This is a genomic window from Halalkalibacter lacteus (assembly GCF_036663595.1).
GTDB lineage: Bacteria > Bacillota > Bacilli > Bacillales > Bacillaceae_D > Halalkalibacter > Halalkalibacter lacteus.
Genome location: NZ_JAWRVL010000041.1, coordinates 1 through 13,863 on the forward strand (window position 1 = coordinate 1; position 13,863 = coordinate 13,863).

At 37.8% G+C, this 13,863-nt stretch carries 12 protein-coding genes, 1 pseudogene and 1 riboswitch; of the genes and pseudogenes, 10 read left to right on the forward strand and 3 right to left on the reverse strand.

Annotated elements, in window-relative coordinates; translation table 11 throughout:
- The 3 genes and pseudogenes from SAZ04_RS19575 to SAZ04_RS19590 all read right to left on the reverse strand — a co-directional run.
- Positions 1–598 (reverse strand): IS110 family transposase (locus SAZ04_RS19575; protein WP_332698539.1); only part of this gene is annotated, 598 nt, incomplete at its 3' end.
- Positions 599–1,461: 863 nt separating this feature from the next.
- Positions 1,462–2,118, reverse strand: a pseudogene (locus SAZ04_RS19585) (RNA-guided endonuclease TnpB family protein); the annotation flags it as partial.
- A 126-nt stretch (positions 2,119–2,244) separates the two neighbouring features.
- Positions 2,245–2,613: a winged helix-turn-helix transcriptional regulator gene (locus SAZ04_RS19590; protein ID WP_332698542.1), complete on the reverse strand. Its 369-nt coding sequence runs from the start codon at positions 2,611–2,613 to the stop codon at positions 2,245–2,247.
- Positions 2,614–2,832: 219 nt separating this feature from the next.
- Here SAZ04_RS19590 and zwf point away from each other — a divergent pair, with 219 nt between their 5' ends.
- From zwf to glyA, 10 genes are all read left to right on the forward strand, one after another.
- Positions 2,833–4,293 (forward strand): glucose-6-phosphate dehydrogenase, encoded by a 1,461-nt coding sequence (gene zwf, locus SAZ04_RS19595; protein ID WP_332698610.1) that lies wholly within the window; start codon positions 2,833–2,835, stop codon positions 4,291–4,293.
- A gap of 130 nt (positions 4,294–4,423) precedes the next feature.
- Complete coding sequence (gnd, locus tag SAZ04_RS19600) at positions 4,424–5,335, forward strand: phosphogluconate dehydrogenase (NAD(+)-dependent, decarboxylating) (protein ID WP_332698545.1); 912 nt, start codon at positions 4,424–4,426, stop codon at positions 5,333–5,335.
- Positions 5,336–5,470: 135 nt separating this feature from the next.
- Entirely contained in the window at positions 5,471–6,808 is a 1,338-nt protein-coding gene (locus SAZ04_RS19605) for a glucose-6-phosphate isomerase (RefSeq protein ID WP_332698548.1), read from the forward strand.
- A 290-nt stretch (positions 6,809–7,098) separates the two neighbouring features.
- Positions 7,099–7,983 carry a carbon-nitrogen hydrolase family protein gene (locus SAZ04_RS19610; protein ID WP_332698551.1) on the forward strand — a complete coding sequence of 295 codons (885 nt, stop codon included), beginning with the start codon at positions 7,099–7,101 and terminating at the stop codon, positions 7,981–7,983.
- 16 nt (positions 7,984–7,999) lie between these two features.
- A complete protein-coding gene (locus tag SAZ04_RS19615) occupies positions 8,000–8,665 on the forward strand; it encodes a GNAT family N-acetyltransferase (protein ID WP_332698554.1) in 666 nt (221 codons plus the stop codon).
- A 26-nt stretch (positions 8,666–8,691) separates the two neighbouring features.
- Positions 8,692–9,363: a GNAT family N-acetyltransferase gene (locus tag SAZ04_RS19620; RefSeq protein WP_332698557.1), complete on the forward strand. Its 672-nt coding sequence runs from the start codon at positions 8,692–8,694 to the stop codon at positions 9,361–9,363.
- A gap of 360 nt (positions 9,364–9,723) precedes the next feature.
- A complete protein-coding gene (locus SAZ04_RS19625) occupies positions 9,724–10,266 on the forward strand; it encodes a peroxiredoxin (protein ID WP_332698560.1) in 543 nt (180 codons plus the stop codon).
- A 129-nt stretch (positions 10,267–10,395) separates the two neighbouring features.
- Positions 10,396–10,713 (forward strand): thioredoxin, encoded by a 318-nt coding sequence (gene trxA, locus SAZ04_RS19630; protein WP_332633968.1) that lies wholly within the window; start codon positions 10,396–10,398, stop codon positions 10,711–10,713.
- A gap of 46 nt (positions 10,714–10,759) precedes the next feature.
- A complete protein-coding gene (gene trxB / locus SAZ04_RS19635; RefSeq protein WP_332698563.1) occupies positions 10,760–11,698 on the forward strand; it encodes a thioredoxin-disulfide reductase in 939 nt (312 codons plus the stop codon).
- Positions 11,699–12,329: 631 nt separating this feature from the next.
- A riboswitch (glycine riboswitch) is annotated at positions 12,330–12,436 on the forward strand.
- A gap of 170 nt (positions 12,437–12,606) precedes the next feature.
- Positions 12,607–13,857, forward strand: a complete 1,251-nt coding sequence (gene glyA, locus SAZ04_RS19640; RefSeq protein ID WP_332698566.1) for a serine hydroxymethyltransferase — start codon at positions 12,607–12,609, stop codon at positions 13,855–13,857.
- Positions 13,858–13,863 lie beyond the last annotated feature (6 nt).

Here is a 13,863-nt window from a genome sequence, read left to right on the forward strand (position 1 = left end):
CTATTTCATCAGTTCGTACCTTCAACACGTCATCAGAAGTAGGATAGATGAGTAAAGTCTTTAATGATATAGGCGAAAATAAATTACTAAAAACCCCTTTATATTCAGGGAACACTTGATCAAGAATGGTTTGAAACTGTAGTTTTAGTTGAACATAATTACGTGTTAATGAATCGTGTTGTCTACTCAAATTTCTCAAGTTCATGGTTTGAATACTCTTTCGATGAAACACTGTTAAGTCCTCTTTGTAGTACAGTTCACACAAATGTTTCGCATCAGCAGGGTCCGACTTCACTTTTCGAAGGCTACTTTTTTTCGTTTCGTAAGAAACAACGGGATTTTTTACTAAGTAGTAGGTAATTTCTCTTTCCTCAAGATATTGTAAAATCGGTTCGTGGTAATGACCTGTAGATTCAAAAATGATGACAGGTTCAGCGTCAGCGTGTCGTTCTACCTCTTTGTAAAATACATAAAAATCCCGCAGTCCATTGGTGTCATGCTTAAACTTAAAGGTCTTTCCAAAGGGGTGCTTTCTTGCCAGGAAAGCTTGAACTTGGCTTTCTCCTTTTGCGACATCCAGGCCAATCACTGGATCCATACTTTATCACATCTCCTCATACAAGATTTGTCGGTAGTCCCTGTCTATCTTGTAGTGTCATAGCTTCGCTTGTTATGCGGGGTCTAAGCCCCAACCAGCCTCAAACATGTTTCTACAAGTAGGGGGTGGACAGTATAACGGACGGGATCAAATAGTCCCAAGGGCGCTTGCGTCCTACCCCGACTACCTAAAGAATAACCTATAAAAAATAGGCCAACCAGATAAAAATAACAATCTGGATGACCTTATAATACGATAGGGCGCTAATGTTTAATAACAGCTGCGGAGTGGCTGATATTTCTTTAAACAACTAATAATTTTATAAATGTGAAAGGTTGATAAATATTTATGCCGTTTCATGAGTTTGGGATTATCGATGTTTTTAATATTCGAAAAGATTATAGCTACTACGCTCCCAAAGAATATAATTGTATTTCAGTTGATGATGATCTCATTAATAATCTTTCGGAGAGCTTAAAAATAATGAAGAGTTACTTCCATTCGCCCTGAATCTTTTTCATTATTTTATGATGTTGTTGTATCTTCGCCAAACTTCAATAGGTCTAACGAACTTACAGATTTAGCAGCAAAAATTAAACAATCAGAAGAAGAAAATAAATATATGATACATTTTGGGATTTAATTTTCATGTTTTCCGTGACTTCATTCTAGGTTAGATTTCCATAAAAAGGAAGTATGGACTTTAATCACATATAGTATAAAAAATTATACTGTTAAGAAGAGGAAGTTTATTGGATTGTAAACAAGTAAGAGTCAGTATTGAACTACCACCACTTATCGCCCATGCGGCCTGATTGAAGTGGGGGATTCCTAAGAACACCAACCTAACGGTTAGTTATGGATTAGGCTATCCCCGTAGTTGATACGGTTAATCGTAACGCTTCGCTACGAAGGTTAATACTTGCGTTTATATCTCTTTGATGATGACTTTCACAAGTCGGACAAGTCCATTCACGCAAAGCAAGATTTTTAACGTCTTTGTGTTTGTGACCACAATTGGAACATAGTTGACTTGAAGGAAAGTTTTTTGCTACTGCAACAACTTGTTTTCCGTACCATTTAGCCTTATATTCAAGCATCGTTCTGAATTGTGACCACGACACTTCACTAATCGCTTTTGCAAGTCTGTGATTCTTTAACATATTTTTAACAGACAAATCTTCAATACCAATGATGTCGTGGTTTTTGACAATCTCAGTAGAGATTTTATCTAACATATCTTTTCTTGCATTAGCAATTTTTTCGTGAAGTCGAGCTACTTTTACTTTTTATTTAAGCCAATTAGAGGAACCAATTTGTCTCCTTGATAATATACATTGCGATTTTGCTAATTTTATTTCTAATGTGCGAAAGAATTTAGGGTTTGCATAGACTGTACCATCTGAAAGAGTAGCAAAGTCTTTTAGCCCTACATCTATTCCCACGGATGAATCTGTCTTTCTAAGTGGTTCAACTTCGGTTTCAGCTAAAATTGAAACGAAATATTTACCCGAAGGATTTAGCTATTATATATTTGATTTATGTAATTTTCTCAATGCTAATCAACCTTAATAATCCTGTTTTTCTCAACAGTTTTGACTCGCATTAATGGTGAATACGCAATTTATTTCCAAAGAGATTTCTTTCTATTTACTAGATTCGAGTTCTTCTTCTTCCTGTTTTTTCAAAATAGTTTCCATATAGTTCTTACCCCATTCATACATCGATTCGAGAATAGGCATTAGACTTTCCCCTTTTTCTGTCAGTGAGTATTCTACTTTAGGTGGTACAACGGGATAAACTTCACGGTGAATAATAAGATCCTCTTCCAGTTCACGTAATTGGTTAACAAGCATTCTTTGAGTAATACCAGGTATAAGAGATTTCAATTCATTAAAGCGTTTTGTACCTTCTTTGCCTAGATGCCATAAAATTAGCATCTTCCATTTACCCCCAATTACAGAAAGGGTTAACTCTTTTTCACAGTTAAACTCCTTTATACAAATACGTCCCATGCATTTCACCTCCATGTCAGTTATAGGTAACAGTATACTATTTGATACTATATGAAAAAAAAGTGCGTACTTACAAGTAAATATTATACGCGTTATACTGATGGCTGTAAAGATGTTGAAAAAGTGATAAAGAACATAGGAGGGGATCTAATGAGTAAATTAGCTATTTCTCGCAGTGATCTAGAGGAGAATTCTTTTGATGTTTCAAAAATGCTGGAACTGGATTCTATGACCTTTGTTTTGTTTGGAGCAACAGGAGACTTGGCTAAGAGAAAAATCTTCTCTGCTTTATATAATTTATTTCTTGATGGCAAGATGCCTAACTCATTTTCAATTATTGGTTTAGGAAGAAGGGAATGGTCTGACTATACATTTCAAACCCATGTTGAACAGTCAATTAAAACATTCTCTAGGCGTTCGATCAATAATTCTTTAAAAATGGAAAAGTTTCTTGATGCATTTCGGTATTGTTCCCTGGATGTAACGGAGTATGAAGGATATAAAAAATTACTTGAAACTATTGAAAGACGTGAAGAGCAATTAGGGCTCCCTGAAAACCGCATTTTTTACTTATCCGTTGCACCGGAGTTTGTGGATGTTATTACGTCAAATATTAAGGAAAGCGGGTTAAGCTCCAAAAAAGGGTGGAAGCGTCTCATTATAGAAAAACCATTCGGACATGATTTGAAATCAGCTTTAAAGTTAAATGAAAAATTAAGCCGGACATTTGAAGAGGAGGAGATTTATCGCATTGATCATTATCTTGGCAAGCCGATGGTCCAAAATCTTGAGGGATTAGAATTCTCTAATCCTGTACTTCAAGCGTTTATGAATAATCAGTACATTGCCAATGTACAAATCACAGCCAGTGAGACGGTTGGGGTTGAAGAGCGATCTGATTATTATGATCAGGCCGGAGCTATCCGAGATATGTTTCAAAATCATTTACTGCAGTTACTTATGATGACAGCCATGCATCTTCCCAACAAACTCAGCGCCAGAGAGGTCGGTAATGAGAAGAGGAGAATTATGGAATTTCTTCGGCCTTTGGGGAAGAAAGGTGTCATTACAGATGTTATCCGGGGTCAATACGTTTCGGGAGAAATAGATGGCAGACCGGTTGTTGGTTATAAAGAAGAGCCTGGAATTGAGAATTCTTCAACAAATGATACGTTTATTGCAGCACGTTTATGGATTGATGATGCTATATGGAGCGGAGTCCCATTCTATATTCGTACGGGAAAAAGAATGAAGGAAAAGTTAACGCGTGTTGTGATTGAATTCAAAAATCCGTTAAAAGATCTGAATATGCTCCAGCACGATGTAATGACGCCTAATCTTTTGGTCATCCAAATTAGTCCGCACGAAGGCGTTTCACTACAATTAAATATGAAAAACCCATTAACGAATCAAATCGAGCCTGTCAGTATAGATTTTTCAGCCAGTCCAAAAAATGTTCCAGAAGCGTATGAACTCTTGTTGTTCGATGCTTTGCGCGGAGATTCAACATTCTTTACCCATTGGAAGGAAGTTGAATTATCGTGGAGATGGGTACAACCAATTCTGGAATCATTTGAAGAAAACAGCCTTCTCCTTCATCCGTATCGTTCGGGTTCAATGGGTCCAGATGCTTCCTACGAATTATTGCAAGAGGATGGTTTTAATTGGTGGGATTTATAAATACTCGGAAAGGCTGAATGTTCACAAGAAAAAGCCGATTTACAGATAACCTAGATAATGTCTAGAAAAATAGTGTACAGACAAGGGTGAAAATTGTCTTTTTATTAAATTACTTATAGGAGGGAACAACATGAAGGTTGGGTTAATCGGGTTAGGAAAAATGGGGTTGAACCTAGGTGAAAATTTAATAGACCATAAGCATGAAGTAGCCGTTTTTGATCTAAATCAACGTGCTGTAGAAGAAATAGAAAAGTACGGAGCTAAAGGTACTTCTAGCTTGTTGGAGCTTGTTCAATCATTAGAGCAGCCAAGAGTTCTTTGGTTAATGGTTCCCCATACAGTTGTTGATTCAGTGCTTAATGAACTTACACCTTTATTAAATAGCGGGGACATCGTCATTGAAGCTGGGAATTCTCACTATAAGGAATCCATTGACCGGTACAACCGGTTAAAGAAATATGGTATCAGCTTTATGGATGTTGGAACGTCCGGCGGGATGGAAGGTGCTCGTAACGGAGCTTGTTATATGATTGGCGGAGATATTGAATCCTGGAATGTTGTAGAAACTATTTTCCGTGACACTGCAATAGAAAACGGATATTTATATGCAGGAAAAGCAGGGAGCGGTCACTTTTTAAAAATGGTCCATAATGGGATTGAATATGGGATGATGGCTGCTATTGGTGAAGGGTTTGAGGTATTAGAGAAAAGCGAATTTGATTATGACTACGAAAAAGTGGCGAGAGTATGGAACAATGGATCAGTGATTCGTTCGTGGCTTATGGATTTAACAGAGCGAGCCTTTTCTAAAGACGCAAAATTAGAAGAAATCAAAGGGATTATGCATTCTTCGGGGGAAGGAAAATGGACGGTTGAAACAGCTCTTGATCTACAAACAGCCACACCTGTTATTGCCTTGTCCCTATTGATGCGTTATCGTTCCTTAGAAAACGATACTTTTACAGGCAAAGTGGTAGCAGCTTTACGCAACGAATTTGGAGGGCATGCTGTAGAAAAAAGTGAGAACGCTATAAGGGTTTAAGGTAAAGAATTATTTGAAAAGTTTGTATATGGGTGTAGTAGAGTGGGCATTTTCAGTGGAACGTAATATATAAAAACGGACTTCTACGAGGAACAAGGAACAGTGTAGATATTCAAATGAAGAGGAGAAGGATGTATGACCATTTCTTTTGATTACTCTAATGCATTACCGTTTATGAAAAAGAGTGAAATTAATCATCTAAGTGAATTTGTAAAAACAGTTCACAATATGCTGCATGAAAAAAAAGGACCAGGATCTGATTTTCTCGGATGGGTTGATTTGCCCATTCACTATGATAAAGATGAATTTATGAGAATTAAGGAGGCTGCTGAAAGAATTCGCCATCAGTCAGATGCTCTTATTGTGATTGGAATCGGCGGTTCTTATCTAGGAGCCAGAGCAGCAATTGAAGCCTTGTCCCATAGCTTTCATAATCAAATGAATAGCACAACACAGGTTTATTTTGCCGGTCACAACCTCAGTTCTACTTATATAACTCATTTATTAGAGCTATTAGAAGATAAAGATGTCTCTGTTAACGTTATTTCTAAATCGGGAACAACAACGGAGCCTGCCATTGCTTTCCGTATTTTCCGTGATTATATGGAAAAAAGATATGGAAAAGAAGAGGCAAGAAATCGGATTTATGCTACCACTGATCAAGCCAAGGGAGCATTAAAACAGCTTGCTGATGAAGAAGGGTATGAAACTTTTGTGATTCCAGATGATGTAGGCGGAAGATATTCTGTTCTGACAGCTGTTGGTCTCTTACCAATTGCAGTAGCTGGACTGAACATTGACCGAATGATGGAAGGCGCAATAGAGGCTTACCATAAATACAACGATTCGAATCTTTTAACGAATGAGTGCTATCAGTACGCTGCTGTACGCAATGTCCTTTACCGTAAAGGGAAAGCTATCGAATTACTTGTTAACTATGAACCATCCCTTCATTACATATCTGAATGGTGGAAGCAGCTATTTGGAGAAAGTGAAGGGAAAGATCAGAAAGGTCTCTTTCCTGCATCTGTTGATTTTACAACTGATTTACATTCAATGGGTCAATATGTGCAAGAAGGCCGACGCAATCTGATAGAAACGGTGTTGCAGGTTAGCAAACCCCGTATTGAGTTAACGATTCAAGAGGATTCAGAAAACATCGATGGATTAAACTTCTTGGCTAATAAGACCATAGACGAAGTCAACAAAAAGGCGTTTCAGGGGACGGTATTGGCTCATATAGACGGGGGAGTCCCCAATTTACTTGTAGAACTGAATGAACTGAATGAACATACCTTTGGTGAAATGGTTTATTTCTTTGAAAAGGCTTGTGCCATTAGTGGACACCTGTTAGGTGTAAACCCATTTGATCAGCCAGGGGTGGAAGCTTATAAGAAAAATATGTTTGCTTTACTTGGTAAGCCTGGTTTTGAAAACGAAAAGGACATTCTTATGAAACGGTTATCTAAATAAATAGTATTATAACTTCGGCTTTCATTGAAGTCTATTTTGTGTATTTAGATTAGATACCTTCTGAGTAAAAAGGTTGAAATACTTATAGGCTTATATCGGGCAGGTGTTAAGAGTGTTTTTTATAGATGGTCGTGTTTATGTAATAACGAAAATAAAAGAGACCATAGAGGGTCATTTTATACCTTATAAGGACCTGAAGCGTCTTGATTCTCCTTATCCAGTACTTTCGTTGTTTAAAAATAAGAACTTCAAAGAAGGCATATAGAGGGATGATAAGAAAGGAGAAGACTATGAAACTAAGAGTCTCAGCGATTCAATATCAGCTACGCACGATACAATCCTTTGACGAATTTGCAAAACAAGTAGAACATTATATGAAAACAACTAAAGAATTTGGAGCGGATTTTGTCATGTTCCCGGAATTTTTCACTACTCAGCTAATGTCTATTGGCAATCAGCAAGGCAATTCTTTGACAATTCAAGATTTGCCTGATTTTACGGAACAGTATCGGTCTTTATTTATAAATTTTGCGAAGCAAACAAAGATGCATGTAATTGGGGGAACTCATGTCATTCGTAAAGGTGACCGATTATACAATGTTGCTCATTTGTTCTATCCGGATGGAAGAGTCGCAGAACAGGCAAAGCTTCATATCACTCCGACGGAAGTGAAGGAATGGAACATGACCCCTGGTGAAAGCCTAGAAGTATTCAAGACTGACAAAGGAACAATTGCCATGTTGACCTGCTATGACATCGAATTTCCCGAAATTGTCCGAATGGCGAAAGCGAAGGGGGCTGATATCATTTTCTGTCCTTCATGTACCGATGACCGTCATGGATTTCATCGTGTTCGCTACACTAGCCATGCGAGAGCCGTTGAAAATCAAGTGTATGTCGTTACTACCGGTACAGTTGGTTCCCTTCCTACAGTTGACTTTATGCGAGGTAATTTTGGACAGGCAGCCGTGATTACGCCAAACGATGTTCCATTCCCTCCCCGCGGTATTCTAGTAGAAGGGGAAATCAATCAAGATATGATTGTAACGGCTGATTTGGATATAGAGCTGTTATATCAGGTTCGTGAAAGTGGTTCTGTCACCACATGGCGTGATCGTCGTACCGATCTTTATCCAGATTGGGAACCAAAAAAAGAACTCATCGCACAAGTGTAAGTAAGGAGGAGTCGCCGTGTATCGAAAAGAGTTTTTTGTCTTCGACGAGGATCGTCCTGTCCTGGCGGTGATCCGTAATTATAAAGAAGAGGATTTTTCTGGTTTAATTCGCATTCAACAGGAAAGTTTCCCTCCGCCATTTCCATCTGAATTATGGTGGAATACGGAGCAATTGCACAACCATGTTACCTTGTTTCCCGAGGGAGCGTTATGCATTGAGGTAAATGGTGAGATTGCGGGTTCAATGACCGGGTTGCTTGTTGACTTTGACCCGAAGCATCCGGAGCATACATGGGAAGAGATTACGGATAATGGCTATATTAGCAATCATAATCCTAAGGGAAAGACGCTTTATGTCGTCGATATTAGTGTGCGGCCTTCCTATCGAAAATTAGGATTAGGAAAATGGCTAATGCTAGCCATGTATGATGTTGTCGTTCACAAGGGGCTGGACCGGTTGTTAGGCGGAGGCAGAATGCCGGGGTATCATAAAAAAGCAAAGGAGATGACGCCGGAACAATACCTTGAGGCAGTCGTAAAAGGGGAACTAAAAGATCCTGTCATCACCTTTTTACTTCGCTGCGGCCGTACTCCTATTAAAATAGTAGATAACTATTTGGAGGATACAGAGTCTTCCAATTATGGAACGCTCATGGAATGGAAAAACCCTTTCTATACATGAATATTGAAACAAGGAGAATGACGAAAATGGAATATCAAAGAATTGAGAGTATACAAGATCCTTTATTCAAACAAATGCATCAATTAATGCAAGACATATTTCCTCCAGAAGAAGTATTGGAATTCGACCTTTGGAAAGAACCTCTCGAAGATCCAGGAATCCGTGTCTTTGTTGCTGATCTTGAAGGGGAGGTAGTAGGGGCGACGGAGTATCGCTATTATGAGGATTTTAATGTTGCGATGACAGACTTTACAATCATTGGCCGCGACGGGCTCGGCATTGGTCCGTTTTTAGCCCAAAAGAGGTTAGAGGACTTAAACGTCTTAGCCGTAGCGAGTGGAAAGCAGCTTTTCGGGATGTTCGCCGAAATTTATGATCCTTATCGGGTAGAATATCATGAATTTGGTGCAGTGAAATCTATGGATCCATATGTTCGCCGGGAGGTACTGTCCCATCTTGGTTATAAGCATCTTAATTTTCCTTATGTCCATCCATCCTGGAACAATGATGGAGAGGCCGTAACAGGGCTTGATCTTTGTTTTCTTCCAATGGAATCCAGCAGCAATGAAGTGAAAACAGAACTAATTGTGAAATTTTTGAAACGTTATTATTCGGTCTTGTCAAATAAGCCAAAGTCTTGGCATGAAATGATTGAGAACTTGGAAGCAGAAGAAACGGTAACACTATTGCCAATTTAGTATATAAATTCATATAACATTTTTATATAATTCCAACTTGATACTTCAACACTTCTCTATATCCAAAGAGATCATCTTTATTATGGATAATGAGACTTTAACATTCATCAATTAAGATCAAATTGAGTATATGGCTTGTTTAAGGAGGGCTAAAACAAAGGGCTTAATTGATTTTTATCCATTTTCACTATAGAGGTGTACAACCCAAGATAGGGGAAATAACGGAGTAAAAAGGTTATTAATAAAGATAATCGATATTAGATTATAATAATTATAATAAAGTATTGATAATTAAATTATAATAATGTTAATATATTAATATGTTAATAACATAAAAAATTAAATAAGGGGATGAATAAAATGGTAGAACGTATGGTAGGTAAACAAGCACCGCGCTTTGAAATGGATGCAGTTATGCCCAATAAGGAATTTAAGAAAGTAAGTTTAGAAGAAAATATGAAGAACGGTAAATGGACCGTACTATTCTTTTATCCGATGGATTTTACTTTTGTTTGTCCAACTGAAATCACCGCAATGTCTGAACGTTATGGGGAGTTTCAAGATTTAGATGCAGAGGTAATCGGAGTTTCTACAGATACCATACATACACATCTTGCATGGATTAATACTGATCGTCAAGATAATGGTCTAGGAGATTTGCATTATCCTTTAGCTGCTGATACCAACCATGTTGTCTCCCGGGAATACGGCGTACTTATTGAAGAGGAAGGAATTGCCCTTAGGGGATTGTTCATTATTAACCCTGAAGGTGAGTTAATGTACCAAGTTGTATTCCACAATAATATTGGGCGTGATGTGAATGAAACACTTCGAGTGCTTCAGGCACTTCAGACAGGGGGATTATGTCCAGCTAACTGGAAACCAGGCCAAAAAACATTGTAAATAATAATGGGGCTTAATTATTTTATAGCTATATAGAATCATAAATCTGAATGTTTAGACTCCTTAGCGTGACTAATAAGTAGTATAAGTGAAAAAATGAAAGAATGGCTCATAAAGGGGGAAATTTCAATGTCGAATGTAGTAGCAGTTAATAAAGCTAATTTTGAAGAAATTACAAATTCTAACGAGGTAGCGGTCATTAAATTTGGCGCGCCATGGTGCGGTCCTTGTAAAATGATTGCCCCAGTATTGGATAGCTTATCCCTTACTATAGAGAATGTGACATTTGGAGATGTCAATATTGATGAAAACAGTGAATTAGCAGAAAAATTTAATATTATGAGTGTTCCTACTACTTTAATTTTTAAAAATGGTTCAGTGGCTAAACAGAGTTTAGGGTTTTCTCCAGAGGAGAAATTAAAGGGTTTAATTTCTCAATATCTTTAAGGAGTATTAACAGAGCCTGTTTACTAGGAAAGAAGAGGTGTTGTATATGAGCCATAGCATTTACGATGTCATTATTATTGGTGCAGGTCCTGGTGGTATGACAGCCGCTGTTTATACCTCAAGGGCCAATCTTAAAACGTTAATTTTAGATCGTGGAGTGCCAGGTGGACAACTTCAAAATACGGAAGAGATAGAGAATTTCCCTAGCTATTCACATATATCCGGACCAGATTTAGCACAAAAGATGTTTGAGCACTCTTTACGCTTTGGTGCCAGGTATGAACAAGCAAATGTAGAAGACATTGTAAACGAGGGCAATATTAAAGTAGTATATGCAGGGAATAAAACTTATCAGACTAAATCTGTCATTATTGCTACAGGTACTAAATATAAAAAGTTGGGCGTTCCTGGAGAAGAAGAATTTTCAGGTCGAGGTGTATCATGGTGTGCCGTTTGCGATGGAGCTTTTTTCAGGGGAAAAGAACTAGTTGTTATAGGTGGGGGAGATTCTGCCGTAGAAGAATCGGTTTTTTTAACTAAGTTTGCTAAGAAAGTAACCGTCCTTCATCGCCGGGACCAATTCAGAGCTCAGCCTATTTTAGTGGATCGGATGCTTAAAAATGATAAAATTAATGTGATATATGATACTGTTGTCAATGAGATTATAGGAGAGAATAAAGTAACTCGTGTCCTTATTGAAAATATAAAAACAGGTGAAAAGAAGAGTTTTCCAGTTGATGGTGTGTTTGAGTATATAGGGATGAACCCTGTTTCAGATTTCGTGAAAAATCTAAATATTACGGATGAAGAAGGGTGGATCATAACGGATAATCGAATGAAAACGAATATCCTTGGAATTTTTGCGATAGGAGATATTAGACAAAATGCAGTCCGACAGGTAGTAGCTGCTACTGGGGATGGATGTATTGCAGCACTAGAAGTTCAACATTACCTAGAAAATCTATTACTACAAGAGGCTTTATAAATTATATGTATTTGAGAGAGTTCCAGTTGGATTCTTATTTTATTAACAAGATTCCGCTCATAAAAGAACAATACTTTGGGATGTTGTTTCTAGAGTCTTTGATTATTTAAACAAAGATGCAATTCCAAGCAAATTAATATATGAATTTAACTCCATTTTGGGAAAGTTCAACCTTTTGTGAACTTTCCCTTTTTCATCATATGTATGGCTTATATTCCAAGAAGAATAGATCAATATTACTTTTCCACACTGATCCGGCGTCTTCTGTAGAGTAGTAGTATATGTATATCCAAGGTCTTGAAGTTACTTAAAAGTGATATGAGTTTTTTGTACCACCAAAAACCACGTAAGTTTACCTGACAAATTAATATGAATATCTTCAACTAGTCTTTATATTAAAAATATAAAGAAATATAGATTTAAAAACTATGAAAGTAAGGTTCGCTGCAGGTGGGAAGATAAAATTTTTTCTGATCAATCATGTGTAGTAAAAAACAATTAAAGTTTCAATCTGTATAATTTCATAATAGCGGATGATGGTTGTGGGAGAGTGCAATGCGACAAGCCACCGAAGGAGCAAGTTCCAAAAAGACCCTTGGAACAAATCTCTCAGGTAGATGGAACCACAGCGGGACGCACCTCTGGAGAGCGCGTATACAGTAGTACGCCACCAAAGGGGAAGACTCTTTGAATTAAGAATGGAGTTAAACTCTCAGGTAAAAGGACAGAGAAGGGTAGAGAACGTTATGCTACCCTTCTGTGTCCTTTTTTGTATGTAAAAAAGTAGTGAAGCATAATGTTTTAAACAGTTTTCATAGAAAAGTAAGTCAGTAGCAAGGAAGAGATTTCTTCAAGCTATAGTTGATACAGCCAAGGGAACATAAGCAAGATTTCGAGGAGGAATAAAAATGGGTTTACGACAAAAAGATTCAATTATTTTTGAAGCAATTGAGAAAGAGAAGAATCGCCAACATCAAACACTAGAATTGATCGCATCAGAAAACTTTGTAAGCGAAGATGTATTAGAAGCAATGGGAAGTGTGTTGACGAACAAGTATGCGGAAGGTTATCCAGGAAGGCGCTATTATGGGGGATGCGAATTTGTCGATGTAGCAGAACAAGTTGCTATTGAACGTTTGACCAAGCTGTTCGATGCTAAATATGCAAACGTACAGCCACACTCAGGTGCACAAGCAAATACAGCTGTTTTTTATGCGTTACTTCAGCCAGGCGATAAAGTAATGGGGATGAACCTATCGCACGGCGGACATCTAACACATGGCAGTCCGGTAAGCATGTCAGGAAAATGGTTTGATGTTGTGTCTTACGGGGTGAGAGAAGATAATCATTTGATTGACTATGATGAACTAGAAGTAGTGGCACAAAAAGAAAAACCAAAACTAATCATTGCAGGTACAAGTGCCTATACAAGAAAGATTGATTTTGCTCGTTTCAGAGAAATTGCTGATAAAGTTGGCGCGAAATTGATGGTAGATATGGCCCATATTGCGGGGCTTGTAGCAGCAGGACTTCATTTATCACCAATCCCTTATGCGGATGTTGTGACAAGTACCACTCATAAAACATTAAGAGGTCCCCGTGGTGGTATTATCCTAACCAATGATGAAGAAATAATTAAGGCCATCAATAAAGCTGTATTCCCAGGTATTCAAGGCGGGCCACTTATGCATATTATCGCTGCAAAAGCAGTTGCCTTTAAGGAAGCACTGCAGCCAAGCTTTAAGGAATATGCACAACAAGTCATCGAAAACGCAGTAATACTTGGCGAAGAATTAAAGAAAGAAGGTGCAGCTCTAGTTTCAGGTGGCACAGACAATCATATTGTACTGTTGGATGTACGCCCATGGGACTTAACAGGAAAAGAAGCTGAGAAGTTGCTTGAAGAGGCTAGTATAACGGTTAATAAAAACACGATTCCGTATGATCCTCAAAGCCCGTTTGTTACAAGTGGGATCCGTATGGGGACAGCGGCGTTAACAACACGTGGGATGAAAAAGGAAGAGATGGTGCAAACCGCTAAAGTAATTGCATCTGTTCTGAAAAGCAAAGGTGATAAGGAAGTTATTAAACAAGCAAAAGAAACAACAAAAGCTATTTGTGATATGTATCCACTATTTCAAACATCAATTACTGTGTAAGAAAGG

Coding starts and splice junctions, on each gene's coding strand:
- SAZ04_RS19590 (WP_332698542.1), bottom strand. CDS start 2,613: ATGGGACGTATTTGTATAAAGGAGTTTAACTGTGAAAAAGAGTTAACC.
- gnd (WP_332698545.1), top strand. CDS start 4,424: ATGAAGGTTGGGTTAATCGGGTTAGGAAAAATGGGGTTGAACCTAGGT.
- SAZ04_RS19605 (WP_332698548.1), top strand. CDS start 5,471: ATGACCATTTCTTTTGATTACTCTAATGCATTACCGTTTATGAAAAAG.
- SAZ04_RS19610 (WP_332698551.1), top strand. CDS start 7,099: ATGAAACTAAGAGTCTCAGCGATTCAATATCAGCTACGCACGATACAA.
- SAZ04_RS19620 (WP_332698557.1), top strand. CDS start 8,692: ATGGAATATCAAAGAATTGAGAGTATACAAGATCCTTTATTCAAACAA.
- SAZ04_RS19625 (WP_332698560.1), top strand. CDS start 9,724: ATGGTAGAACGTATGGTAGGTAAACAAGCACCGCGCTTTGAAATGGAT.
- trxA (WP_332633968.1), top strand. CDS start 10,396: ATGTCGAATGTAGTAGCAGTTAATAAAGCTAATTTTGAAGAAATTACA.
- trxB (WP_332698563.1), top strand. CDS start 10,760: ATGAGCCATAGCATTTACGATGTCATTATTATTGGTGCAGGTCCTGGT.
- glyA (WP_332698566.1), top strand. CDS start 12,607: ATGGGTTTACGACAAAAAGATTCAATTATTTTTGAAGCAATTGAGAAA.